This window comes from Natronoarchaeum mannanilyticum, from assembly GCF_039522665.1.
GTDB classification, from domain to species: Archaea; Halobacteriota; Halobacteria; order Halobacteriales; family Natronoarchaeaceae; genus Natronoarchaeum; species Natronoarchaeum mannanilyticum.
In genome coordinates, this window is the sequence record NZ_BAAADV010000008.1 from 133013 (window position 1) to 157413 (window position 24401).

General features: G+C 63.0%; 22 protein-coding genes. 20 read left to right on the forward strand and 2 right to left on the reverse strand.

Annotated elements, in window-relative coordinates:
• Positions 1-17: 17 nt before the first annotated feature.
• The 5 genes from gcvT (at position 18) to lpdA (ending at position 5906) form a co-directional block, all read left to right on the forward strand.
• Complete coding sequence (gcvT, locus tag ABDZ81_RS17360; RefSeq protein ID WP_343775659.1) at positions 18-1109, forward strand: glycine cleavage system aminomethyltransferase GcvT; 1092 nt, start codon at positions 18-20, stop codon at positions 1107-1109.
• A 27-nt stretch (positions 1110-1136) separates the two neighbouring features.
• Entirely contained in the window at positions 1137-1520 is a 384-nt protein-coding gene (gcvH, locus tag ABDZ81_RS17365) for a glycine cleavage system protein GcvH (RefSeq protein ID WP_343775662.1), read from the forward strand.
• A 19-nt stretch (positions 1521-1539) separates the two neighbouring features.
• Positions 1540-2919, forward strand: a complete 1380-nt coding sequence (gene gcvPA, locus ABDZ81_RS17370) for an aminomethyl-transferring glycine dehydrogenase subunit GcvPA (RefSeq protein WP_343775665.1) — start codon at positions 1540-1542, stop codon at positions 2917-2919.
• Positions 2919-4343, forward strand: a complete 1425-nt coding sequence (gcvPB, locus tag ABDZ81_RS17375; RefSeq protein WP_343775668.1) for an aminomethyl-transferring glycine dehydrogenase subunit GcvPB — start codon at positions 2919-2921, stop codon at positions 4341-4343. The genes gcvPA and gcvPB overlap by 1 nt, the downstream gene beginning before the upstream one ends.
• Before the next feature lie 150 nt (positions 4344-4493).
• Positions 4494-5906, forward strand: a complete 1413-nt coding sequence (gene lpdA, locus ABDZ81_RS17380) for a dihydrolipoyl dehydrogenase (RefSeq protein WP_343775671.1) — start codon at positions 4494-4496, stop codon at positions 5904-5906.
• Between the two features lie 160 nt (positions 5907-6066).
• Here lpdA and ABDZ81_RS17385 read toward each other — a convergent pair whose 3' ends face one another.
• The gene (locus ABDZ81_RS17385) at positions 6067-6444 is read right to left on the reverse strand and encodes a Rid family detoxifying hydrolase (protein WP_343775674.1); all 378 of its coding nucleotides are present in this window, start codon (positions 6442-6444) and stop codon (positions 6067-6069) included.
• Positions 6445-6649: 205 nt separating this feature from the next.
• Between ABDZ81_RS17385 and ABDZ81_RS17390 the strand changes: the two genes are divergently transcribed.
• The 15 genes from ABDZ81_RS17390 to ABDZ81_RS17460 all read left to right on the forward strand — a co-directional run bounded on the left by ABDZ81_RS17390 (position 6650) and on the right by ABDZ81_RS17460 (position 23390).
• Positions 6650-7900: a serine hydroxymethyltransferase gene (locus tag ABDZ81_RS17390; protein WP_343775677.1), complete on the forward strand. Its 1251-nt coding sequence runs from the start codon at positions 6650-6652 to the stop codon at positions 7898-7900.
• Positions 7901-7923: 23 nt separating this feature from the next.
• Positions 7924-8850: a lipoyl synthase gene (gene lipA / locus ABDZ81_RS17395; protein WP_343775680.1), complete on the forward strand. Its 927-nt coding sequence runs from the start codon at positions 7924-7926 to the stop codon at positions 8848-8850.
• Positions 8851-8909: 59 nt separating this feature from the next.
• A complete protein-coding gene (gene pdxS / locus ABDZ81_RS17400; protein WP_343775682.1) occupies positions 8910-9818 on the forward strand; it encodes a pyridoxal 5'-phosphate synthase lyase subunit PdxS in 909 nt (302 codons plus the stop codon).
• 235 nt (positions 9819-10053) lie between these two features.
• Positions 10054-10803 carry a DUF5058 family protein gene (locus ABDZ81_RS17405; protein ID WP_343775684.1) on the forward strand — a complete coding sequence of 250 codons (750 nt, stop codon included), beginning with the start codon at positions 10054-10056 and terminating at the stop codon, positions 10801-10803.
• Position 10804: 1 nt separating this feature from the next.
• On the forward strand, positions 10805-11563 hold the full coding sequence (locus ABDZ81_RS17410) for a hypothetical protein (protein ID WP_343775686.1): 759 nt from the start codon (positions 10805-10807) through the stop codon (positions 11561-11563).
• Between the two features lie 55 nt (positions 11564-11618).
• Positions 11619-12896, forward strand: coding sequence for an amidohydrolase (locus ABDZ81_RS17415; protein ID WP_343775688.1), 1278 nt, complete (start codon positions 11619-11621; stop codon positions 12894-12896).
• Positions 12897-13034: 138 nt separating this feature from the next.
• A complete protein-coding gene (locus tag ABDZ81_RS17420) occupies positions 13035-14012 on the forward strand; it encodes a quinone oxidoreductase family protein (RefSeq protein WP_343775690.1) in 978 nt (325 codons plus the stop codon).
• Between the two features lie 64 nt (positions 14013-14076).
• Positions 14077-14322, forward strand: coding sequence for an acyl carrier protein (locus ABDZ81_RS17425; protein ID WP_343775693.1), 246 nt, complete (start codon positions 14077-14079; stop codon positions 14320-14322).
• A 2-nt stretch (positions 14323-14324) separates the two neighbouring features.
• Positions 14325-15530: a beta-ketoacyl-[acyl-carrier-protein] synthase family protein gene (locus ABDZ81_RS17430; protein ID WP_343775696.1), complete on the forward strand. Its 1206-nt coding sequence runs from the start codon at positions 14325-14327 to the stop codon at positions 15528-15530.
• Positions 15527-16069, forward strand: coding sequence for a holo-ACP synthase (locus ABDZ81_RS17435; protein ID WP_343775699.1), 543 nt, complete (start codon positions 15527-15529; stop codon positions 16067-16069). Before ABDZ81_RS17430 ends, ABDZ81_RS17435 begins: the two co-directional genes overlap by 4 nt.
• A gap of 19 nt (positions 16070-16088) precedes the next feature.
• Positions 16089-17036, forward strand: coding sequence for an ACP S-malonyltransferase (locus tag ABDZ81_RS17440; RefSeq protein WP_343775702.1), 948 nt, complete (start codon positions 16089-16091; stop codon positions 17034-17036).
• Positions 17036-17779, forward strand: coding sequence for an SDR family NAD(P)-dependent oxidoreductase (locus ABDZ81_RS17445; protein ID WP_343775705.1), 744 nt, complete (start codon positions 17036-17038; stop codon positions 17777-17779). The genes ABDZ81_RS17440 and ABDZ81_RS17445 overlap by 1 nt, the downstream gene beginning before the upstream one ends.
• A 173-nt stretch (positions 17780-17952) precedes the next feature.
• Complete coding sequence (locus tag ABDZ81_RS17450) at positions 17953-19014, forward strand: aromatic amino acid transport family protein (protein WP_343775708.1); 1062 nt, start codon at positions 17953-17955, stop codon at positions 19012-19014.
• A 158-nt stretch (positions 19015-19172) separates the two neighbouring features.
• Positions 19173-21575: a dihydropteroate synthase gene (folP, locus tag ABDZ81_RS17455; RefSeq protein ID WP_343775710.1), complete on the forward strand. Its 2403-nt coding sequence runs from the start codon at positions 19173-19175 to the stop codon at positions 21573-21575.
• A 1062-nt stretch (positions 21576-22637) separates the two neighbouring features.
• Positions 22638-23390 (forward strand): IclR family transcriptional regulator, encoded by a 753-nt coding sequence (locus ABDZ81_RS17460; RefSeq protein WP_343775713.1) that lies wholly within the window; start codon positions 22638-22640, stop codon positions 23388-23390.
• A 114-nt stretch (positions 23391-23504) separates the two neighbouring features.
• Here the strand turns inward: ABDZ81_RS17460 and ABDZ81_RS17465 are convergent, their stop codons facing one another.
• Entirely contained in the window at positions 23505-24380 is an 876-nt protein-coding gene (locus ABDZ81_RS17465; RefSeq protein ID WP_343776034.1) for an amidohydrolase family protein, read from the reverse strand.
• Positions 24381-24401 lie beyond the last annotated feature (21 nt).

Genomic DNA, 24401 nt, shown 5'->3' on the forward strand with positions numbered 1-24401 from the left:
AAGGAATTACCCCAAACGTGTCGACACGAAAGCCACCACTCTACGAGAAGCACTCGCAGTCCGGAGCCGACTTTACCGACTTCGGCGGCTGGGATATGCCGGTCTCGTTCGACTCCATCACGACCGAACACGCGGCGGTCCGCGACTCGGTCGGTATCTTCGACGTCAGCCACATGGGTGAAGTCACGGTCAGCGGCCCGGACGCAGCGGAACTGATGAACCGGCTCACGACCAACGACGTGACTGCGCTCGATCCGGGGGACGCTCAGTACGCCTGCATCCTGAACGAGGACGGGATCATCATCGACGACACCGTGATCTACTTCCGCCCCGACGGCGAGGAATACCTCTTCGTCCCCAACGCCGGGAACGACGAGATGATGGTCGACCGCTGGACCGATCACGCGACAGCCCACGACCTCGACGCGACCGTCCTCAACCGAACCGATGAGCTCGGGATGTTCGCCGTGCAGGGCCCGGATGCGGTCGAGCGCGTCCAGGCGGCCGCCGCCGATCCCCTCGATGATATCTCCCAGTTTAGCGCTCGCGAGACGACGATCGACGGCGCCGACTGCCTCGCCGCCCGAACCGGCTACACCGGCGAAGGCGGCTTCGAGTTGATCTTCGACGCCGACGACTCCGAAGCTATCTGGGATGCGTTCGACGACGTCCAGCCCTGCGGGCTCGGAGCGCGAGACACGCTCCGGCTCGAGGCCGGGCTGCTACTCTCCGGGCAGGACTTCCACCCCGAGGATGAACCGCGCACGCCCTACGAGGCTCGCCTGGGCTTCGTCGTCGACGACTCGAAGTCATTCTTCGTCGGCCAGGAGGCGCTCCGCGACGCGGACGACCCTGACGAACTGCTCGTCGGCATAGAGTTGCAGGAGCGGGGCATCCCGCGCCACGGGTATTCGATCCTGCACGACGGCGAGCAGGTCGGCCACGTGACCAGCGGGACGATGAGTTCGACGCTCGAGGAGCCGATCGCGCTCGGCTACGTCGACGCGGAGTACGCCGACGAGGGCACCTCGCTGGGCGTCGAGATACGAGACCGGACGGCGGCGGCGACGGTCGTGAGCCACCGGTTCCTCCAGGAGCATCGCGCGTGAACTACGAGCGAACTTCAAGTAACACCAATGGAATTTGACGTCCCCGACGAACTGTACTACACCGAATCGCACGAGTGGATCGAACTGACCGACGATACCGCGAGGATCGGGATCACCGATTTCGCGCAGGACGAACTCGGCGACATCGTCTTCGTCGAACTGCCGGCGGTCGACACCGACCTCGACGCCGGCGACGAATTCGCCGTCGTCGAGAGTATCAAGGCCGTCTCCGACATCTACGCCCCGGTCTCCGGCGTCGTCGCCGACGTCAACGAGGCGGCAGAGTCCGAACCGGAGCTCGTCAACGACGCTCCCTTCGGCGACGGCTGGTTGATCGAACTGGAGCTCGACGGAGATCTCGATACGGGGTCGCTCCTGTCTGCCGACGAGTACCGAGAGCAGATCGAATGAGTATGCGAGAGAGTTACCGATGACACAGCAAACCCAAATGACACAGAACAGCCAGAACGCGAGCAGCGAGCGCCGGTCCGAAGGCAACCCCTTCACGCCGCACACCGAAGCGGACGTCGAGGCGATGCTCGACGCCATCGGCGCCGAGTCCGTCGAGGAGCTGTTCGACATCCCGCCGTCGGTCCAGTTCGAGGGCTCGTTCGGGATCGAGTCGGCGTCCGAGCAGACGGTCGTCCAGGATATATCGGCCACGCTCGCGCAAAACGAGCAGCTCACGGAGTTCCTCGGACGCGGCCAGTACGATCACTACGTCCCTTCGCTCGTCGACAACCTCTCCCTTCGATCGGAGTTCCTGACGAGTTACACGCAGTACCAGCCCGAGATCGCACAGGGGTTCCTGCAGGCGCTGTTCGAGTACCAGTCGATGCTGGTCGAACTCACCGGCCTCGGGGTCGCGAACTGCTCGATGTACGACGCCGCGACGGCGCTGGGCGAGGCGGCGCTGCTGGCCGACCGAGTCCGCGAAACGAGCGGATCGCAGGTGCTCGTCTCGGACCTCGTCCGCGAGGAACGGCTGTCCGTCCTCGAGAACTACCTCGCCGGTGCCGACATGACGGTCGAGACGTATCCCACCGTGAACGGGGCGACCGACGCGGCGACGCTCGCCGAGCACGTCACCGACGAGACGGTGATGGTGTACGTCGAGAACCCGACAGCGATCGGCTCCATCCAGGAAGAGCTCTCGGCGGCGGGCGACGTCGCCGACGAGCACGACGCCGCCTTCTGTCTGGGGTCCGACCCCGTCGCGCTGGCACTGCTCGAAGAGCCGGCGGCCGTCGGCGCGGACATCGTCGTCGGCGACGCGAGCGTCCTCGGACTCTCGCCGGCGTACGGAATGGGGCTCGGACTCTTCGCCTGCCGTGAGGACTACCTCCGGCAAGTGCCGGGCCGCCTCGTCGGCGTGAGCGAAGACGCGAGCGACAACCGCGCGTACACGCTCACCCTGCAGACCCGGGAACAGCACATCCGCCGAGAGCGGGCCACTTCCAACATCTGTACCAACCAGGCGTGGGTCGCGCTACGAACCGCGATTCACATCGCCTGGCTCGGCGCGACCGGGCTGGTCGACCTGGCCGCGGAGTGCGTCGAACTCTCTCGGGATCTGGCGGCTGATCTCGACGAGATCGACGGCGTCACTGCGCCCGTGTACGACCGGCACCACTTCCGCGAGTTCCTCGCGGAGACGCGCCAGGACGCCGAGCAGGTCGCCGCTGACCTCGAGAGCGCCGGGTTCGCAGTCCACGCCGTCGACGATCATCGGATTCAGGTCTGTATCACCGACGCGAACCGTCCCGAGCGGGACGAGTTCGTGGCGGCCGTCGAGGAGGTGGTCGCCTGATGCAGCGCTACGATCAGGCCACCTGGAGCGAGACGGACGGCGATCGGTACGAACCTCTGCTCGCGGAGAAAAACGAGCAGCAGGTCGACGTGGCGGAGCAGACCTCGCTCCCCGACGAGGTGACCCGAGAATCGGTGAGCCTCCCGGAGCTCTCCGAACCCGAGATCGCGCGCCACTACACGCGCCTCTCCCAGATGAACTACGGCATCGAAAACGGGGTGTTCCCGCTGGGGTCCTGTACGATGAAGTACAACCCCAAGTTCACCGAGGACGTCGCCGCGCTCGCCGACGCGGCCGTTCACCGGGATCGGTCTGCCGAGTCGACGCAGGGCACGCTCGAGATCTACGGCCGCCTGCAGGATTATCTGGGGCGGATCGGCGGGATGGACGCGGTGACGCTCCAGCCGCCCGCCGGCGCCGCCGGCGAGTTCACGGGCATCCTCGTCGCGAAGGCCTACCACGAGCACAACGACGAGGGGAACCGCAATGAAGTGATCGTCCCGTCGAGCGCCCACGGGACCAACTTCGCGAGCGCGGCGCTGGCGGGCTACGACGTGGTCGAACTCCCGCCGAGCGACGACGGCCGTATCGACCTCGACGCTCTGGAGGAGGCCGTCGGCGACGAGACGGCGGCGCTGATGCTGACGAACCCGAACACGCTGGGGCTGTTCGAGCGGGACATCGAGGAGATCGCCGAGATCGTCCACGACGCGGGCGGGTTGCTGTACTACGACGGCGCGAACCTGAATGCGCTGCTGGGGCAGGCCCGGCCGGGCGATATGGGGTTCGACATCATGCACTTCAACCTCCACAAGACGTTCGCGACGCCCCACGGCGGCGGCGGACCGGGCGCCGGCCCGATCGGCGTCACGGAGGACCTGGCCGGGTTCCTCCCCTCGCCGCAGGTCCGGGCCGACGACGACGAGTACGAACTCTACGAGCCGGAGCACTCGATCGGCAAGGTCCACGGCGCGATGGGGAACTGGCTCGTCCTGCTGAAAGCCTACGCCTACATCGAACGGCTCGGCGACGACGGACTGGCGGACACGAGCACGAAGGCGGTGCTCAACGCGAACTACCTCGGATCGAAGATCGACCTCGACATCCCCTTCGGGCCGTTCCACCACGAGTTCGTCGCCAGCGCGGGTGACCGCGACGCCGCCGACTTCGCGAAGCGGATGCTCGACTACGGCGTCCACCCGCCGACGACGAAGTGGCCCGATATCGTCTCCGAAGCGCTCATGACCGAACCGACGGAGACGGAGAGTCGGAAGACCCTCGATCAGCTCGCCGCGGCGTTGAACGCGGTGGCGGAAGAAGACGAGACGACGCTGTCGACGGCGCCGTCGTCGACATCGGCTCGTCGCATCGACCAGACGAGCGCTGCCCGGAGTCCGCGACTCTCCTGGCACGCGCTCGAGTGAGAGCGCGACGCTCGCGCCGTCCCGCCGGAACCGCTCCGGCGGTCCGTTCTATCCCCGTCGACAGCGCGGGGGCTGTTTCGGGCGACCGCGGCGCGACTGCGAACTATTAACAGGAGGCAGCCTAGAGGACATCACGAGGATAGCACATCTATGCAAGAGACAGACGTACTTGTCATCGGTGGTGGGCCCGCGGGCTACGTCGCGGCCATCCGCGCGGGACAGCTCGGCCGAACTGTCACCCTCGTCGATCGGGGCGATATCGGCGGAACGTGTCTGAACCACGGCTGCATCCCCTCGAAGGCGTTGATCGACGCGGCCGACGACGTCCACTCGATCCGGAACGCGGAGGATCGCGGCATCGAGGCGGACGTCGCAGTCGACTTCGACCAACTCACCCAGTGGAAGGACCGCGTGGTCCGGAAGCTGACGAAGGGCGTCGAGAAACTCTGCAAGGCTAACGGCGTCACGCTCCAACAGGGGACGGCCCGGCTGGTCGACGATCACCGCGCGGAGATCAGTAACGACGGCGACATCGAGACCGTCGCGTTCGACCACGCGATCGTCGCCACCGGGAGCCGACCGATCGAACTCCCGGGGTTCTCGTTCGACGACGAGCCGATTCTGAACGCGAAGGCCGCGCTCGATCTCGAGGAGGTCCCCGACGAACTGGTGGTCGTCGGCGGGGGGTATATCGGGATGGAGCTGTCGACGATGTTCGCCAAACTGGGGACGGACGTGACGATCGTCGAGATGCTGGACGCGCCGCTACCGCGGTACTCGGACGACCTTACTCGGCCGGTGCGAAAGAAGGCCGACAAGCTCGGCATGTCCTTCCAGTTCGGGCGCGTCGCGGCGGACTGGGAGCAGACCGGCGACGGGCGGATCCGGATCACGACCGAACCCGCCGCGGACGACGCGGGCGAGGACGCTCTCGAACGGCTCACGGCCGACAAGGCGCTGATCGCGGTCGGCCGTTCACCGGTCTCTGACACGGCGGGCCTCGACGCGCTCGGCGTCGAGCGCGACGACAAAGGATTCGTCGAAACGGACGACCTCGGCCGGACGAACGTCGATCACGTCTTCGCGACGGGCGACGTCGCTGGCGAACCGATGCTCGCCCACGAGGGAAGTGCGGCGGGCGTCGTTGCCGCCGAAACGATCGCGGGCGCGGCGCCTGCTCCGCCGCGCACCGTTCCGAGCGTCGTGTTCACCGATCCCGAGATCGGCACCGTCGGGCTGACCGAATCCGAGGCCAGCGAGCAGGGCCACGAACCCACTACGGGGAAGTTCCCGTTCCGCGCGAGCGGCCGAGCGCTGACAGCGGGAGAGCGCGACGGGTTCGTCAAACTCGTCGCGGACGCCGAATCCGGGACGCTCCTCGGCGGCGAAGTCGTCGGTCCCGAGGCGTCCGAACTGATCGCCGAGATCGGACTCGCCGTCGAGCAGGAACTGACGCTCTCGGACGTCGCGACGACCGTCCACGCGCATCCCACGCTCTCCGAAGCGATCATGGAAGCGGCCGACTGCGCGCTCGGTCATCCGATCCACACCTTCGACCGGTAACTGGCCACCTGCCGATTTGAGTCGCAACCGGGTGACCCGGCCGCGGGCAGTTCGACGCGGTCGCTCGCCGTCGGTTGGGGACGCGGTACCGCCGTCGACTGTCGCGGTCGATCCTCTTGGATCAAAAAATGCTGTCCGGGGCCTGCCAGAGGGCGTTGCGTTACTTGCTGGCGACGGCTTCGATCTCGACGCCGACGCCTTTCGGGAGCTTGTCGACACCGACGGCGCTCCGGGCGGGCGGCTCCTCGTCGAAGTACCCGCTGTACACCTCGTTCATCTCGTCGAAGTCGTCGATGTCGTCGAGGAAGACGGTTACTTTGAGCACGTCGCTCATGTCCAGGCCCGCCTCGTCCAGCACCGCCTCGACGTTATCGAGCGATTGTTCCGTCTGCTCGGCGATCGGCGCATCGTCTAGCAGTTCGCCGTCGGGCGTCGCGGGGATCTGTCCGGCGGTAAATACGATGTCGTCGGTCTCGGTCGCCTGGCTGTACGCACCGACCGCTGCCGGCGCTTCGGTTGTCTCTATGGTTTGCACCATACGTCACTCACGCCCCCACGTCGACTTAAAACATGGTGAGACCGGTAGTCGGACGGTCGTTCTCGGCGCTCGAGCGGAGCGCGGGAGTCGACCCTCTTTCCGACAGGGATTCTCGAGTTCACTGGCAGGGATGACGGTGTGCTGTCGTTCCGCCCGCCATCCTCTCCCAAGGATTTTTATACTATCAGGTGGAGTTGATCAATGTATGTTACCAGACAGCGGTCTGGCAGCGACGGATCCTGACGTCCAGGCTGCCATCAGCGGCGAGGAAACTCGCCAGGAGTCGAATTTGGAGATGATCGCGTCGGAGAACCACGTCTCCGAGGCCGTCCTCGAGGCGCAGGGGTCGGTGCTGACCAACAAGTACGCCGAGGGGTATCCCGGATCGCGGTACTACGGCGGCTGCGAGCACGTCGATACCGTCGAACAACTGGCGATCGATCGCGCGAAAGAGCTCTTCGGTGCCGACCACGCGAACGTTCAACCACACAGCGGCACGCAGGCCAACATGGGCGTCTACTTCGCGATGCTGGACCCCGGCGATCGGATCCTCTCGCTGGACCTGACCCACGGCGGTCACCTCTCTCACGGCCATCACGTCAACTTCTCCGGGCAGTACTACGAGGTCGAGCAGTACGGCGTCGACCCGGAGACGGGGTACATCGACTACGACGAGCTCGCCGATCACGCTGAACGATTCGATCCGGATCTGATCGTCAGTGGGTCGTCGGCGTACCCCCGCGAGTTCGATTACGAGCGCATCGGCGAAGTCGCCGACACCGTCGACGCGTACCACCTGGCGGACATCGCCCACGTGACGGGGCTCATCGCCGGCGGCGTCCACGCGAACCCGGTCGGGGACGCCGACTTCGTGACGGCGAGCACGCACAAGACGATTCGCGCCGGCCGCGGCGGGATGATCCTCACGACGGAAGAACACGCCGAGGCGATCGACAAAGCGATCTTCCCCGGCGCGCAGGGCGGACCGCTGATGCACAACATCGCCGGCAAGGCCGTCGGCTTCGGGGAAGCGCTCACCGACGAGTTCAGCGAGTACGCGGAACAGGTCGTCGCAAACGCGAACGCGCTCGCGGACGTGTTCACCGATCGCGGACTGTCGCTCGTCAGCGGCGGCACCGACAAGCACCTCCTCCTCGTCGACCTGCGCGACTCGCATCCGTCCGTCACCGGAAAAGACGCCGAAGAGCGACTGGAGAGTGTCGGGATCACGGTCAACAAGAACACGGTTCCGGGCGAGTCGCGGTCGCCGTTCGTCACCAGCGGCATCCGCGTCGGGACGCCGGCGCTGACGACGCGCGGGTTCACCGAGTCGGAGATAGAGCAGGTCGGACAGTACATCGTCGACCTCCTCGACGATCCGGACGACGACGACCTGGCCGAGGAAGTATCGCTGGAGGTGGACCGGCTCTGTGCGGAGCATCCCATCTATGACTGATCATCGACCAGTTGTCGAACGCTATGAGCAAGGCACGTAAACCGGATTGGCTGAAGATCCGACCGCCATCGGGCGAGCGCTTCACGGAGATCAAGCAGTCGCTCCGCGAGCGTGATCTCCACACGGTCTGCGAGGAGGCCAACTGTCCGAACATGGGCGAGTGCTGGAGCGGACGGGACGGCCCCGGGACGGCGACGTTCATGCTGATGGGCGATCGCTGCTCGCGGGGCTGTAACTTCTGTGACGTCGAGACCGGCGGGATGGAGCCGCTGGATCCCGACGAGCCCGCGAACGTTGCGGACGCCGTCGCCGACATCGGACTCGATTACGTCGTCCTCACGTCGGTCGACCGCGACGACCTGCCCGACCTGGGCGCGGGCCACTTCGCCCGGACGATCCGCGAGATCAAGGAACGGGATCCCTCGATCCTCGTGGAGTGCTTGATCCCCGACTTCCAGGGCGAGCCCGATCTCGTCCGCAAGATCATCGACGCCGGGCCGGACGTGATCGCCCACAACGTCGAGACGGTGGAGCGCCTCCAGTGGCCCGTTCGGGACCGCCGCGCCGGCTACGAGCAGTCGCTCTCGGTCCTCGAGCAGGTCGAGCGCGAGAGCGACATCCATACGAAGACGAGCCTGATGCTGGGGGTCGGCGAGTACGCCCACGAGGTGTACCGGACGCTGTCGGACCTCCGGGAGGCCGGCGTCGACATCGTGACGCTGGGGCAGTATCTCCAGCCCTCCCGCTCGCACCTCGACGTCAGCGAGTACGTGCATCCGGACGCCTTCGACACCTGGCAGCGCGTCGCCGAAGAGGAACTGGACTTCCTCTACTGCGCCTCCGGGCCGATGGTCCGCTCGTCGTACCGCGCCGGCGAACTGTTCGTCGAAGCGATACTCGACGGCGAGGATATCCAACGGGCGCGTTCGCGCGCCCGGGCCCAGTCGTGAGACGAACTCGCGAAACCGTGAACCGATTCGGAAACCGAACGTGAAACCAAATACGGAAAATGCCAGAAGACGCTGAACTCGAGGAACTCGAGCACGGAACCGAACTGATCAAGCGCGGCTTCGCCCGGATGCAGAAGGGCGGCGTGATCATGGACGTCGTGAACCGCGAGCAGGCCCGGATCGCCGAGGACGTCGGCGCGGTCGCGGTGATGTCTCTGGAAGCCGTCCCCGCCGATATCCGCAAGCGCGGCGGCGTCGCGCGGATGGCCGACCCGGCCGACGTCGAGGCGATCATCGAGGAGGTGTCGATCCCGGTGATGGGCAAGTCCCGGATCGGCCACGCCAAGGAGGCCCAGATCCTCGAGGCGACCGGCGTCGACATGATCGACGAGTCCGAGGTGCTGACGCCCGCGGACGACCGCTTCCACATCGACAAGCGCGACTTCACCGCGCCGTTCGTCTGCGGCGCGCGCAACCTCGGCGAGGCGCTCCGGCGCATCGACGAGGGCGCGGCGATGATCCGGACGAAAGGTGAAGCCGGCACCGGCGACGTCAATCAGGCCGTCCACCACCAGCGCAACATCAAGAGTGCAATCCGCAAGCTCGAAGGGATGGCCCACGAGGAGCGCGAGGAGTGGGCCCGCGAGCACGAGGCGCCCGCCGACCTGGTCCACGAGACCGCCGAGATGGGTCGCCTGCCGGTCGTGAACTTCGCCGCCGGCGGCATCGCGACGCCGGCCGACGCCGCGCTGATGATGCACCACGGCTGCGACGGCATCTTCGTCGGCTCGGGCATCTTCGGCGCCGAGGACCCCGAGGCGATGGGCACCGCGATCGTCGAGGCCGTCAACAACTGGGACGACCCCGACGCGCTGGCCGAGATCAGCAAGAACGTCGGCTCGGGCATGAAGGGCGACGCCAACGCCGACCTGCCCGAGGAGGAGAAGCTGCAGGGTCGCGGCGTCTGAGATCCGAGGCTGCAGTGCCAACAGCGTGGCGGCACAGGTGATGTGGTGAACATCTACCGGGATCGCTGGTAACCGCCACAATCGCGCCGAATTCGGCGGACCGGCGTACCGACGCCCCGAAGTGTACTAACCCGAACCACCATTCATATATGAATTTCTACAGTACCGGAATCCTGTAGCCCCGCAGTCGCCATCGATAATTATATATGTTGATTTAATTCATAGGGTACATGCTATGGTATGGCACGAGCTGGCGCCGATAGCACCGGCGTATATGGAAATTGCCAACAGCCCTTGGTTGTGGCTCTCGACGGTGCCGGTCGTTTTGGCCGTACTGCTGCAGGCCACTCTCTTCCTCCGGCGGGCGTGGAATGATGGGAGGGAGATGGGGCTCTCGGAGGAGAAACTAAAGACCGGTTTTAAAACCGGGCTGATATCGGCTATCGGTCCTTCGGTCGCAGTGTTAGCTGGGATGCTGGCGCTGATCGCGACTGTCGGCGGTCCCGTGGCGTGGATGCGTCTCACGGTGATCGGATCGGTAGCGTTCGAGCTGCCGGCCGCCGAGTTAGGCGTCAGTCAATTCGGATACAGCCTGGGCGACGAGGGCATCACCGAAACGGCGTACGCGACGGCAGTCTGGTCGATGACGCTCGGCGGCACCGGCTGGCTCCTCGTCTCGGCGTTCGGCACGCGGCACATGGAGACGTTCAGAACGAAGATCAGCAACGGCAACGAAAAACTCCTGCCGGTTATCAGCGCCGCGGCGATGCTCGGCGCGTTCGCGTACTTCTTGAGCGGTGAGGTCACGGCCGGGACTCCGGAGACTGGGTCCGTCGCCGTCGGCGGACTCGCGATGCTCGCGCTGTTGCACCTCGCTGATAGTCGGGACATTCAGTGGATCAGAGAGTGGTCGCTCGGCATAGCGATGTTCGTCGGTCTCCTGGCCGGCGTCGCGGTACAAGTGACCGTCGGAGGGTGGTGGTAATATGGCAAAAGGTCAGAGCAAGCAGGTCAGTAAATCTCAATCGGCGGACGGTAGCGACGTTTACGAGGAACAGTTCATCCCCTACGTCAACAAGTGGGGGAGGCTGACCAACCTCCTCGCGGTCGCGCTCTCGCTGGGGCCGGCGGTGACGCTGCTGGTCGTCTTCGACATCCTGCCTCCTTCGTCGGCGATCATCGGGGCGTTCGCCGCGGTTGCGGTCACGTTCGGGTGGGCCTGGGTCATCGAACCGCTGTCGTACTACCCGGTACTGGGCATCCCCGGGACGTACATGGCGTTCCTCTCGGGGAACATCTCGAATCTGCGACTGCCGTGTGCCGCAGCGGCCCAGGAGGCCGCGGACGTCGAGACGGGAACGCCGCAGGCGAGTATCATCTCCACGGTGGCGATAGCGGCCTCGATCTTCGTCAACACGGCGATGCTGGGAATCGGCGCATTCGCGCTCGTATCCGTCTTCCAGGCGCTCCCCGAGCTGTGGAGAAACGCGCTCGAATCGTATCTGGTACCGGCGGTCTTCGGCGCTATCTTCGCCCAGTTCGGGCGAGACTACCCGAAAGTTGCGGGTATCGGATTCGGAATCGCGTTGAGTATGACGCTGCTGTTGGAACTCGGATTCCTGGCCTTCCTCCCGAGTTACCCGCTGTACGCGGTGATCATCGTCTCCGTATTCGGCACGACGCTCATCGCTCGCTGGATGTGGTACAACGACATGATCTCGCCGCCCGACGAGGACGACGAATAACGCACATATAGCACGACGAACGAGTACACGTTACAAATCACCTATGACAACGACAATGCACCTCCCGGCGGAACAGGAACTCATCGATCTCCGGCGCGAATTCCACGAATTCCCGGAACCCGGCTGGCGCGAGTTCTGGACCACGGCCCGAATCGTCGACGAACTCGAACGCCTGGGTGTCGATCAGATCCACGTCGGCGCCGAAGCGCTCGATCCCGACGAACGATTGGGGGTTCCGGACGAAGAAGAGCTCTCCGAGTGGCACGAACGAGCGGCAGCTCGGACGGACCGAACCGACGTCCTCGAACAGGTCGCGGGCGGACACACCGGGGTTGTCGCGGTCGTCGAGCGCGGTGATGGTCCGACGGTGGGGCTCCGCGTCGATATCGACGCGCTCCCGATCACCGAGGCGTCCGACGAGGATCACGAGCCGAGCGCCGCGGGATTCCGCTCCGAGAACGAGGGATACATGCACGCGTGCGGCCACGACTCGCACATCGCGTTCGGCCTGGGAACGCTCCAGACGGTTCTCGACAGCGACTTTAGCGGCACGTTCAAGGTCTTTTTCCAGCCGTCGGAGGAACTGCTCGGCGGCGGGAAAGCGATGGCCGCCGGCCCCCACATCGACGACGTGGACTACCTGGTCGGAACGCACGTCGGGCTCGATCACCCGAGCGGGACCGTGGTCGCGGGCATCGACGAGGCGCTCGCCTTCTCGCGCTACGAGATCACCGTCACCGGCGAGTCCGCCCACGCCGGGTTCGCGCCCAACGAGGGCCGCAACGCGGTCCAGGCGCTCGCAGACGCCACGAGCAATGTCTACGGCATTCCCCGTCACAGAGACGGTACAACCCGGGTAAACGTCGGCGATCTCAACTCCGACAACGCCGCCAACGTGATCGCCGAAAAAGCGACCGCGACAGTCGAGGTGCGGGGAGAATCGGACGAGCTGATGGAGTACATGTGCGATTCGGTTCGTCGGCACGTCGACTCAGCGGCACAAGCCCACGGGTGTGAGGCGGAACTCTCGCTCGTCGGCGAGGCGATTCGCGAGGACAGCGACGAGGAGCTGGTCGATCTCGTCGCCGACCTCGCGCGGGGCGTCGATGGCGTTTCCTCGGTGCGTCGCCGAGCTAGCGCAGGTGCCAGCGAGGACGTGACCTACCTTATGCGGGCCGTCAAAGAGAACGGCGGGAAAGCGACGTTCGTCGGAATCGGCGGCAACACCGACGGACACCATACGCCGACGTTCGATATCGACGAGGAGTGTCTGCTGCCCGGCGTCACCGTGCTCTCGGAAACCGTGCTTGATCTCCTGTCACGGCCCAGTTAGAGGAATCTCGCATACCTTCGTAGCGGATGCATCAGAGCCCACACGGCCGAACAGCAAACAGAAACAACACCGATTGACAGAAGGCGCCGAGTCCATGGAACTACGTACTGATACCTCACTGGACGGGGGAACCCGAAGATGAAGGTCGTCACGGCCGTCGAACACGGCGACAGCGACGTTCTGTCCGTAACTGATCGCGATCCCCCGACGATCGATACTGACGGAGAGGACGTTCAAATCAGCGTCGCCGCTGCCGGCGTAAACTTCGCTGACGTCGAGCAGCGACGAGGAACCTATCCGGACGGGCCGTCCCCGCCGTTCGTTCCCGGGCTCGAGATCGCCGGGACCGTCGCCGCTGCTCCGAGCGAAGCGAGCCTCGACGTCGGTGATCGGGTTGCGGCGCTGACCTCTACCGGGGGGTACGCTCAGGTCGCAACGGCACCGATCGAGCGGACGTTTCGGGTCCCCGAATCGCTCTCCGCCCGCGAGGCGGTGGCGATTCCGGTTCAGGGCCTGACCGCACACAACACGCTCCACGAGTGGGGTCGATTAGCTTCCGACGAGCGCGTCTTGATCCACGCTGCTGCGGGCGGTGTCGGCTCGATAGCGGTCCAGTTGGCCGCCGCTGCAGGTGCGGAGGTGTTCGCCACGGCGAGCACCGACGTGAAACTCGACCTCGCGAAAGACCTCGGTGCCGACCACGCGATCAACTACTCCGAAACCAGCGTGGCAGAAGCGATCTCGGCACGAACCGACGGTGAGGGCGTCGATCTCGTTCTCGATGGCGTCGGCGGTACTGCGTTCACCGAAAGCGTAGCGGCGCTCGCGCCGAACGGCCGAATCGTCTCGTTCGGGATGGCCAGCGGGTCGATCCCGACGGTGGCGGCGCCTCGACTATTCTTCGAGAACCAGTCGATCATCGGGTACCATCTCGAGCACGCGTTCGAGCACGTTCCAGACCGCGTCCGTACTGCGGTCCCGGCCCTCCTCGATCACCTGCGCGCTGGCCGAGTCGAGCCTATTCTCGGCGACACGTTCGCGCTGACCGAGGCGAGCGCGGCCCACGACGAACTGGCGAACCGCGAGACCGTCGGCAAACTCGTCCTCGAGCCGTGAGGGGATCTTGTCGCCACCGTCGATAAACGGTATTATTTTACTCGCCGACCCAAAAGCCCGAGACATGATCGACTCGACCGACACGGGCGAGCATATCGATACGATCGTCGCCGACAGACTACGCGTCGAAACGGAGTCGTTCGACGACTCGACCGAGCTCAAAGGAGAGACGCTGGACGCCGAATCGCTCGATCTGGTCGAACTCGCCGAAGTGATCGAAGCGGACCTCGGTGTCCACATCCCCGACGAGGATCTCGCGGAGATCGAGCGAGTGGGTGGCCTCAAAGAGTACGTCAGGGAACGCGTCTGAGCATGGACCGTGATGCCGTCGTGACTGGTATCGGTCTGGTCACACCGCTCGGAATGACCGCGGACCGAACCTGGGAAGCGGTTTGTGAGGGCGCCGCCGCCGCCGATACGATCACCCGCTTCGACCCCGACGAGACGGCCGTCCGATCGCAGATCGCGTGCGAAATCGACGGGCGTCCGGCGGATCAGACGGTCGACGATCGGATGATGGGCCGGTACGCGCAGCTCGCCGTTGCCGCAGCCGCGGAAGCGATCACCGATGCCGGATTCGATCCCGGTGAGCCCTCCTGGACGCCGCGGCGAGTCGGTACCAGCGTCGCTTCGACGTTCGGCGGACTTTCGGAGATCGAAGCGGCCACCGGTCGACGCCCGTCGCCGCGGTTTCTCATCACCGCGCTCGCGAATCTGGCGGCCGGCCACGTCAGTATGTGTTTCGACGCGCAAGGACCGAACCGATCGCCCGCGACGGCCTGTGCAGCCGGCGCTCACGCGATTGCCGATGCGGTCGCCGACATCCGAACCGGGCGCGCCGACGTCGTGATCGCCGGAGGAACCGAGGCGCCAATCACCCCGACCGGCGTCGGCGGCTTCGACGCGATGCGGGCGCTCAGCACGCGAAACGACGAGCCGGAACGAGCGAGTCGTCCGTTCGACGCCGATCGAGAGGGGTTCGTTCTCGCGGAAGGATGTGGGATTCTCGTCCTCGAAGAGCGCAGCCACGCGGCCGAGCGCGGTGTCACGCCGTACGCGGCCATTACGGGCTCCGGATTGACCGCCGACGCCCACCATCCGACGCGGCCGGCCGAAGAGGGGCGGGGGCTCCAGCGGTGTCTCGAGCGTGCACTTGAGGATGCAACGCTGGATCCGGATGCCGTCGATCATGTCAACGCGCACGCGACGAGTACCCCGACCGGTGACGCCCGCGAAGCGACGGCACTCCAGTCCGTGTTCGATGCCGTCCCGCCGGTCACGAGCGTCAAAGGCGCACTCGGGCACGCTCTCAGCGGCGCCGGGGCCATCGAGAGTGCGATCGTCGCTACGGCGATCTCTGAGCGGACAGTTCCACCGACGGTGAACTACGAGAACCCGGATCCCGAATGCGATCTTCCGGTCGTGACCGAAGCGCGCAACACGTCTCTCGACGTCGCCGTGACGACCTCGGCCGGCTTCGGCGGAACCAACGGCGCACTCGTCTTCGAGCGACCATGACCATGCGTGAGGAAGGCACTTCAGACGGCGATGCTGGAGGGAATACCGCCGACACCGTCGATAGCGTGACGTTCACCGACGCCAAGCCGAGGACTGGCCTCTCCAGCGACTCCAGTCCCGTCGTTCGCCACGGCATCGATCTCGTCTCGATCGAGAGGATCGCCTCCCTTCTCGCGGAGTTCGGCGAGTCGTTCCGCGACCGCGCGTTCACGAAGTCGGAACGAGCGTACTGCGACCGCCAGGGAACGCCAGCCCAGCACTATGCGGCTCGATGGGCGGCCAAAGAGGCGTTTTGCAAAACGCTCGACGCTGCATCGCCTGCGATTCCGCTGGACTCAGTTGCGGTTGTTCGTAAACGGGCCGACCCGCACCTTCGTCTCGAACCGCCGGCCACCGAGGCCTTCGGCAGGATGCTCGCCCGACGGAACGTGTCCCCCGAGACAGTCGAACTCGCTGTCAGCCTCAGTCACGACAAGGACGCTGGGTACGCGATCGGCTCTGTGACCGTCTTCAGTATCGACTCGTCACTCGACGAGTGAACACTCTCCAACGCACTCTATGAACCAGAACAGTTGCACCACGACGCTCGCAGACACGGCATTCATCTTCCCCGGTCAGGGGAGTCAACGCCCCGGGATGGGAAAGACCTTCTACGAGGCGTGGCCGGAGGTCCGAACGGCGTTCGACAGTCTCGACGGTGCACTCGATAGTGACTTGCACGAACTCTGTTTCCGGGGTGGAACGGAAGAACTCACGCAACCACGCAATGCCCAACCGGCGCTACTGGCCGCCGGATACGCGACGTACGCCGGTATCACGTCACGATTTACTGTCGAGCCCACTTTCGTCGCCGGTCACAGCTTGGGGCATTTCACCGCCATAACGGCCGCCGGCATGACGTCACCGACTTCTGTGGTCGATGTTGTTCGGCGACGGGGGAAATGTATGGAACGGGCCGAACGAGAGGCTGGACCGGGGACGATGCTGGCAGTGTTGCTCGCTGATCCAGAGACGGTTACCGACGTCTGTCGGGACCGTGATGACGTGAGTGTGGCGCTGTACAACGGGCCCAAACAGACCGTGATTAGCGGGTCGACCGGGGGCGTCGAGGAGGTTCGAGCGACCCTCTCTAACGCTACGACAGCCCGGTTCCGCGAACTTCAAGTCGGTTCGGCATTTCACTCCCCGATCATGGAACCCGCTGTTGGCCCTCTCGAGAGGGTTTTCGAGGATATCCCACTGGCGGAGGCAACGATACCGATCGCCTCGGACGTTTCCGGGCGAGTCTACACCGATCCGGCGATCGCCCGACGGGATCTTACCGACCAGATCACGTCGTCCGTCGACTGGATCGGCGCTATCGAGGAGTTACGTCGGCGCGGCGTCACCCGCTACGTCGAGTTTCCGCCAGCCGGCATCCTGACAGCCCTCGTCGAGCGTATCCACCCGGACGCTGAGTGCTACACGCTCGAGACGCCTGCCGATGCGCGGACGGTGGTTGCGTGATGGTCGACTTTCAGGACGACGTCGCCGTCGTTACCGGCGGCACGCGGGGGATCGGTCGTGCGGTAGCGACGCGTCTCGCTGATGGCGGTGCAACAGTGATCGTTACCTATCACGACGACGAGGAAGCGGCCGAACGGACAGCCGACCTGCTAGCAGCATATCCGACCGACACCAGGGTCGAGCAGTGCGACGTGACCGACTTCGACGAGGTGGCAGCGGTATTCGAGACGATCTCAGACCGGTACGGCTCGCCGACGATTCTGATAAACAACGCGGGGACGATGGAGAACGGGCTACTCGTTCGCATGACGCCTGAACAGTGGCAACATGTTCTCGACACCAATCTGTCCGGTGCGTTTTATTGTACGCGTGAGGCGGCTCGACTGATGCTCCGAAACCGCGGTGGCCGGATCGTGAACGTCGCGAGCGTCGCGGCACAGCGCGGCTGGCCGGGACAGGTAAACTACGCTGCGAGCAAGGCCGGACTGATCGGACTGACCCGCGCGGCGGCGCGAGAGCTGGGCGAGAAAGGCATTCGCGTCAACGCCGTTGCGCCAGGATACACTGACACGAATCTTATCGAAAATACGACCAGCTACGAGGACGAGGTAGCGGACCGCACGGCAAGCGGACGACTGGCAACGCCGGACGAGATTGCCGATGTGATCGCATTTCTGGCGAGCGACGCTGCATCATACGTGAACGGTGAGGTTCTGCGCGTCGATGATGGGCTCTTAGGTTAAGACCGGTCTGACCTCTGGCGCTCACCGTACTTCTGCACGCGTAGGTGGCCCGGATCGATTTTGCCTCTCGCGAAATTCGGCCACTGATCGACCAGAAAACATAATTCTAAACTGAGTAACCGAATTGTTAAGTGTTACCACCATGCGATACATCATGTGGTGATTGATCAATAATGACCTTCACAGAGGAACTGCGCGGCGCAAGTCTCATCATCGGGAGCATCATCGGTGCCGGCGTTCTCGGGATACCGTACGCTGCCGCTCAGATCGGGCTGTTCCCGTCGTTAGTTCTCATGGTGATCGTTGGTGCGTTACTGTACGCCACCTCCATCATCCTGCTTCGGTTCTCGGCGAAGAAAGGCGGCAGCCAGATCGTCACCCTGGCCAGAGATCTACTGGGGCGTCCCGGGGGGTACCTCATGATGGGCGGGATGATGATTTACATCTACGGTGCGCTGCTCGCGTACACCGCCGCTGGCGGGCAGACGATCGCCGCTATCACGCCGCTCAGCGAGGTTATGGCCGCGATCCTCTTCTGGATCGTCGCCTCGTTCATGATCTACCAGGGTCTAGAGGCCTCGATCAAGACGGAGTTCGCCCTCGTCATCGGGATCGTCCTCCTGTTTCTGGTCGTGGCGCTCACGAGTCTCCCCCACGGGGATCTCTCCAACGCCGATACCGTCGACATGGGTGCCTGGCAGGCGTTCATCGGCGTCGCACTCTTTGCCTTCGTCGGGCACGCGATGATTCCGGACGTCTACAGATCCATCGGCGATTACGACTCGGCCAAACGGAGCATCCGCCTGGCCTTCGTCCTGATCTTCACGCTCTACGCGATTCTGACTGTCGCCTTCGTCCTCGTCTTCGGGCGCGAAGTTCCGCAGATCGGACCGCAGGCCTTCGAACAGATCTACGGCACGAGCGGCCGGATCATCGGGAACCTCTTACCGTTGATCACCGTCATGACCAGTTTCATCGGCTTCGGCCTGGCCCAGAAGAACAACTACGTCGACTACAACGGCCTCCCAACGAGCGTCGCGTGGGCCCTGACCACGGTACCGCCGCTGGCGCTTTACCTCTACGGGCTCCGCAACTTCGTCGGCACGCTCAAGATCGCCGGCAACGTCGGCGCCCTCATCATGACGTTGATCGTCCCGATCGCGATGTACGCCGTCTGGGATGCCAGAGGCTCCGATCCGGCCGTGGCCGAGTCCTCTAGTTCCGCGGATGACTAGACCGATACCGCACCGCTGAGTCGCTCGAAATCAGGATCGATCCCGAGACAAAAGAGTAGACGGTTTCCCGTCCTGCGTCGGGGCCCCGGCACAAGAGGGCGTCTCTCGCGACGGGACGGGACAACACATTAATATCGCTACCGGTCACTCTATTTGATATGGAGTACCACGAGGCAGCCGACTACCTAGAGAGTCTGGACCGCTCTCGCCCGAAGCTCGGCACGGAGACGACCGCCAGAATGCTGTCCGTCCTCGGGAATCCACACGAGGGAGTCGACTGTGTTCAGATAGCGGGATCGAACGGTAAAGGGAGTACGGCGGTGATGCTCGAGCGGGTGCTGCGCGAAGCAGGCCTCGACGTCGGGTTGTACACCTCGCCGGAGCTCAACAGCTTTCGCGAGCGGATCCGGGTCAACGGGCGGAAAGTTCCGAAAGAACGCATTCGGTCGTTCGTCGAGGAGATCGAGCCCCACATTTCCCGACTCCGCGGCGACGACCGGCCCACGTACTTCGAGGTACTGACCGTCCTCGCGTTGCAGCATTTTGCGAGCGAAAACGTCGACGTTGTGGTCCTCGAAGTCGGTATCGGCGGTCGCCATGACGCGACGAGCGTCGTCGATCCAGTGGCTAGTGCCGTCACGAACGTAAGCCTCGAACACACCGACGTCCTCGGCGAAACGGTCGAAGAGATTGCCCACGACAAAGCACAGGTGGCTCCAGACGGAGAACGGCTCGTGACGAGTGCGAACGGCGAAGCGCTTGACGCGATCCGGGACGAAACGGAGGTCGTGACCGTGGGCAAAACGGAGGCTAACGTTATCGCCCGGGAGGAAGAAATGGCCTCGCAGGTCGAAACAACTGTATCGATAATCGGCCCGGACTGGGATGTCGCAACAACGCTTCCGCTGCTCGGCCAACACCAAGCGACCAACGCCGGCATTGCGGCAACACTCGCCCGCCAGGTGGCGAACGTCGATCCCGCGACGATCGAACGCGGCCTCCGCAACGTTCACTGGCCGGGCCGGTTTGAGGTCATGTCGACGGAGCCGCTGGTGATCCTCGACGGCGCTCACAACCCAGCAGCGTGTGCGACGATCGCCGACCTCGTCGATCGATACGAATTCGACGGGCTACAGCTCGTGTTCGGCGCGATGAAGGAGAAGGATCACGCGCGGATGGCGGCACAGCTTCCCGAGTCAGACGTGGTTCGCCTCTGTCAACCGGACGTGAATCGGGCCGCATCGCTCGAGACGCTCGCGGGCGCGTTCGAGACGCGCGCAGCGCAGGTCGAGCAGGACGAAACGGTCCAGACGGCGGTCGAACGCGCGCTCGACTCGGCAGACGACACAGACTGCGTGCTGATTACCGGGTCACTGTACGTCGTTGCCGAAGTCCGGGACCGACGGATGCGACTCCAGATCCCGAAACAGACGGACACGCTTGATGCTGCGCGCTCTGTTCTCTCCGAAATGCACGTTCAAGAGGGAGTCGCTGACCACGTCGCTAAGGACACCGTCACCTACACGTTCAAGACTCAGTTACACGAAGCACAGGCGGAATCTCTACACCAAACGATGCAATCCATCGGCGGAACGAGTGTCATCTCGGAGGACGATTCTCCCGAGAGACTCGTATCCGTCATTCTGTCCGGTACTGTCGCTCAGTACGAACAGCTGGCTGATACGATACAAAACAGTGATCTGGGGCTTTCGTACGTTTCGGAACGAGTCAGGAAGGTCATCAGCGAAGGTGGGGCAGCCGACCGATATCCATGGGACGCCGATACGGCGATCATGGGTATCCTGAATGTCACACCGGATAGTTTCTACGACGGTGGCCAGTACGAGAAGATGGAGGATACCGTCCGACGAGTCGACGAAATGATCACCTCGGGTGCGGACATCATCGATATCGGGGGGGAGAGCACTCGGCCGGGTGCCGACCCGGTCTCGGTCGACGAGGAAATCGACCGCGTAGTCCCGATTATCGAACGTATCGCCGATACAGACGTGTCGATCTCCGTTGATACGAGACGGGCTGCCGTCGCAGACGCTGCTTTGGAGGCGGGTGCAGACATAATCAACGACGTCTCCGGACTGGCGGATCCAGATATGCGGTTCGTCGCTGCGGACCACGACGCGCCGGTCGTCGTCATGCACAGCGTAGATGTACCTGTCAATCCAGACCGGACACCAACATACGACGATGTCGTCGAGGACATCACGCACGAACTCGATGACCGAGTACGACTTGCCGAACAGGCGGGACTCGATCGTGAGCAGATCATCGTCGACCCCGGACTCGGCTTCGGGAAGTCTACCGCAGAGTGTTTCGAGTTAGTCGACAGACTGGGAGAACTGCGCGCTCTCGGTTGCCCGATCATGGTTGGCCATTCTCGCAAGTCCCTGTTCGAACGCATCGACTGCAGTATCGACGAGCGACTCCCGCCGACAATCGCGACTACAACGATGGCGGCCGAGCGAGGAGCGGATATTGTCCGCGTTCACGACGTTGCAGAGAATGCCGCCGCAGTCAGGACAGTTCAAGAGACGAATAAATAGAGGCCAAGACACAGTCAGAGGAAGTAGATTGATCGATGCAACATCCTATGCAAGATTCAGCGTTGAACAGTATAGAGGTAGAGAGTAGAGTATACTATAAGTTTATGTTATTATAATATTTACATTAATACTATATACCTAAAATTTCCCTGAGGGAGTCGCTGAGTGGCATAAACACCCACCTTCGACCTGCTCACTCCGTAGCTAGACAGTGCTGTTTAGAGAATTGTCTCAGTGATCGAGATTCTGCAGCCAGACCGGTCCTCGATTCGACGTGATTAGAGCAATTTGGAAACAGATAGGTTTACCGTTTTTCTTTTCAGACTATGTACTAAACATAAGTTAAATTATATAATGGGCTGTCTTAATCAGAGTCCAGTCGTTGTAGCACAGTCGGGAATTCCTCATTAGCAAGAAAATCAGGGAATTCGACATCGTACTTTTGCCGAAGGCTGAGAACTCCTCGGAAAAGAGTGATTCTACGGGCGAAAATAGCCGTAAATTGAGGATTTCGTTGGCCTATGGATTCGCAGCGACGTACAGCCAGAATTGCCGATCGTTAAACGAACTCACTGCGTGATCGATCGCAACTCGAGTCGAAGCGTCGTACTGGACCTTCTGGACCGAGTCATAGATGACTTTTGAGGATCTGTTGACATTCTAACCATAAATAATATTATCATTATGTAAAATATATTATTCAGCCACGAACACCGATACCAGAGCTGCATCGCACGGCATTGTGTCCGATCTCATTCCATGAAATGAATTCAGTCTCCGGCCCGCTGAGGCAGGGATTTCTGGCACGAGCACTATGAAGTTATCATATCCTACTTTTCACACCCAACTAAACATGATCGATCACCAGACGGGGATAATATTGGTGGATCGTGTACAAACAAAGCCTGAGAGATTCGACGTGAATGGACGGACAAGAACGGGGAGATCTTGGCGTATACCGCGGCCAGCAACCGCAAAGATTCATTTAACGCCATTAGATTACGTTCGATCTCAATGAATGCATACGAGTAAAGTTATTTGCCCTCAGCCGAAGCACTTCCTATGACAGACGATAATACGGTGCACTCCGATGAACGGGTGCTCGACATCATCGAGGCGTTGAAAGAACACACGACGGCAGGTGTGACGGAACTCGCTGAGACTCTGGATATGCCGAAGAGCACTGTTCACGTGCACCTTTCCACACTGAAAGATCGAGGCTACGTCGTTCAGAACGACGCCCAGGAGTACCAGCTCAGTCTGCAGTTCTTGGACATCGGAATGATGGTCCGCGAGACCCAGCAGATATCCGACGAAGTGCTGACGAAACTCGACGAGCTCGCCGACAGGACTGAAGAAAAAGTGTGGTGGACCGTAGAGGAGAACGGAATGGCCGTGTTCTTGGCAGAATCCGTAGGACGCCACGGCATTCAGACCAACGCCCGAATCGGCCAGCACGTCGACCTCTACCGGCTAGCTGCCGGGAAAGCGATCCTCGCGACCCTTCCCGAACAGCGCCGTACGGAGATCATGGACGGCTACGACTTCCCGCTCGCCAATGGACAGACCCGTTCCGACCTCGAGGAAGAACTCGCGGAGATACGGGAGCGTGGCGTAGCGTACGGTTCCGAGCAGTTCCTCCAGGGGGTCACCGGCGTCGGCGCTCCACTGAAGGACAACTCCGGGAACGTCTACGGTGCCATCAGCATTTCGGGCCCCGTCAACCGCCTCGACGGCGAGCGCATCGAGAACGAACTCACGGATCTCGTTCGCGGCATCTCGGGGGAGCTACAGGTCAACCTCTCGTATCGGTAGGTTCCCTACAGAACCCCGACACCGAGAGCCTCTCGAACCACGCCGCTTCGGTGTCGAGGATCGTGCTGTCGTGCTCTTCGAATGTGATGTCTGAGAGTGTGTGAGCGGGACTTCCTACATGCCAAAGAATTCCTCGGCGTTCTCGAAGAGAATCTTCCGCTGGATCTCTTCGCTGAAGTCAGTATCCTGCGCAAACGAGTCGAGCCACGTCTCGGGGTCGATCATCGGATAATCGGTTCCGAACATCACCTTGTCTTTGAGCAGGGATCCCGCGTACTGAAGCACCTGGTCGTCGATGTACTTGGGAATCCAGCCCGAGAGGTCCATGTAGACGTTGCCCTTCTGCTGGCAGATTGCGAGTTGTTCCTTTTCCCACGGGTAGGCGGGGTGAGCGATGAGAATCTGGAGGTCGGGGTGCTCAGCCGCGACGTCATCGATGAGCATGGGATTTCCGTACTTGACCTTGAGACCGCGCCCGCCGGCACTGCAGGCGCCCAACGTGGAGTTCCCGCCGTGGAACACGACGGGGACGCCGAGATCTTCGATCGTGCTCCAGAGATGGTCGTGGCGGTCGTCAGACGGATCGAATCCCTGTGCGATCTGCTGGAACTTGAACCCCGAGAGATCGAGATCCTCAACGCATCGGATAGCCTCCCGAACGCAGTCGTCTTTCAGGGGGTCGACGCTTCCGAACCCGACGAAGAAATCGGGGTGCTCGTCACGGACTTCGGCGACGTAGTCGTTCGGCACGGGCGGATTCCCGGTGTTCGTTTCGGCGTCCCACCCCAGCAAGACGGTGCGACCGACGCCCGCCTCGTGGTACTCGTCGATCATCTCCTCGTAATCCCACGTTTCCAGGTCCGTTCCGAAGCGATCGGCCGCATCTTGCATCATTTCGCCGCCGGCGTCGTGAAGAAACTCGCTGGTGGGCTGGTGGGCGTGCGTATCGAACAACCGATTCTCGTCCGTACCCGGTAGCGCTCCGCTCATACCGTAGGGATGCGGGTACCA

Bases quoted from the DNA above. Each gene is read 5' to 3' on its own strand.
- gcvH (WP_343775662.1), top strand. From the start codon at position 1,137: ATGGAATTTGACGTCCCCGACGAACTGTACTACACCGAATCGCACGAG.
- gcvPA (WP_343775665.1), top strand. From the start codon at position 1,540: ATGACACAGCAAACCCAAATGACACAGAACAGCCAGAACGCGAGCAGC.
- gcvPB (WP_343775668.1), top strand. From the start codon at position 2,919: ATGCAGCGCTACGATCAGGCCACCTGGAGCGAGACGGACGGCGATCGG.
- lpdA (WP_343775671.1), top strand. From the start codon at position 4,494: ATGCAAGAGACAGACGTACTTGTCATCGGTGGTGGGCCCGCGGGCTAC.
- ABDZ81_RS17385 (WP_343775674.1), bottom strand. From the start codon at position 6,444: ATGGTGCAAACCATAGAGACAACCGAAGCGCCGGCAGCGGTCGGTGCG.
- ABDZ81_RS17390 (WP_343775677.1), top strand. From the start codon at position 6,650: ATGTTACCAGACAGCGGTCTGGCAGCGACGGATCCTGACGTCCAGGCT.
- lipA (WP_343775680.1), top strand. From the start codon at position 7,924: ATGAGCAAGGCACGTAAACCGGATTGGCTGAAGATCCGACCGCCATCG.
- pdxS (WP_343775682.1), top strand. From the start codon at position 8,910: ATGCCAGAAGACGCTGAACTCGAGGAACTCGAGCACGGAACCGAACTG.
- ABDZ81_RS17405 (WP_343775684.1), top strand. From the start codon at position 10,054: ATGGTATGGCACGAGCTGGCGCCGATAGCACCGGCGTATATGGAAATT.
- ABDZ81_RS17410 (WP_343775686.1), top strand. From the start codon at position 10,805: ATGGCAAAAGGTCAGAGCAAGCAGGTCAGTAAATCTCAATCGGCGGAC.
- ABDZ81_RS17415 (WP_343775688.1), top strand. From the start codon at position 11,619: ATGCACCTCCCGGCGGAACAGGAACTCATCGATCTCCGGCGCGAATTC.
- ABDZ81_RS17420 (WP_343775690.1), top strand. From the start codon at position 13,035: ATGAAGGTCGTCACGGCCGTCGAACACGGCGACAGCGACGTTCTGTCC.
- ABDZ81_RS17425 (WP_343775693.1), top strand. From the start codon at position 14,077: ATGATCGACTCGACCGACACGGGCGAGCATATCGATACGATCGTCGCC.
- ABDZ81_RS17430 (WP_343775696.1), top strand. From the start codon at position 14,325: ATGGACCGTGATGCCGTCGTGACTGGTATCGGTCTGGTCACACCGCTC.
- ABDZ81_RS17435 (WP_343775699.1), top strand. From the start codon at position 15,527: ATGACCATGCGTGAGGAAGGCACTTCAGACGGCGATGCTGGAGGGAAT.
- ABDZ81_RS17440 (WP_343775702.1), top strand. From the start codon at position 16,089: ATGAACCAGAACAGTTGCACCACGACGCTCGCAGACACGGCATTCATC.
- ABDZ81_RS17445 (WP_343775705.1), top strand. From the start codon at position 17,036: ATGGTCGACTTTCAGGACGACGTCGCCGTCGTTACCGGCGGCACGCGG.
- ABDZ81_RS17450 (WP_343775708.1), top strand. From the start codon at position 17,953: ATGACCTTCACAGAGGAACTGCGCGGCGCAAGTCTCATCATCGGGAGC.
- folP (WP_343775710.1), top strand. From the start codon at position 19,173: ATGGAGTACCACGAGGCAGCCGACTACCTAGAGAGTCTGGACCGCTCT.
- ABDZ81_RS17460 (WP_343775713.1), top strand. From the start codon at position 22,638: ATGACAGACGATAATACGGTGCACTCCGATGAACGGGTGCTCGACATC.
- ABDZ81_RS17465 (WP_343776034.1), bottom strand. From the start codon at position 24,380: ATGAGCGGAGCGCTACCGGGTACGGACGAGAATCGGTTGTTCGATACG.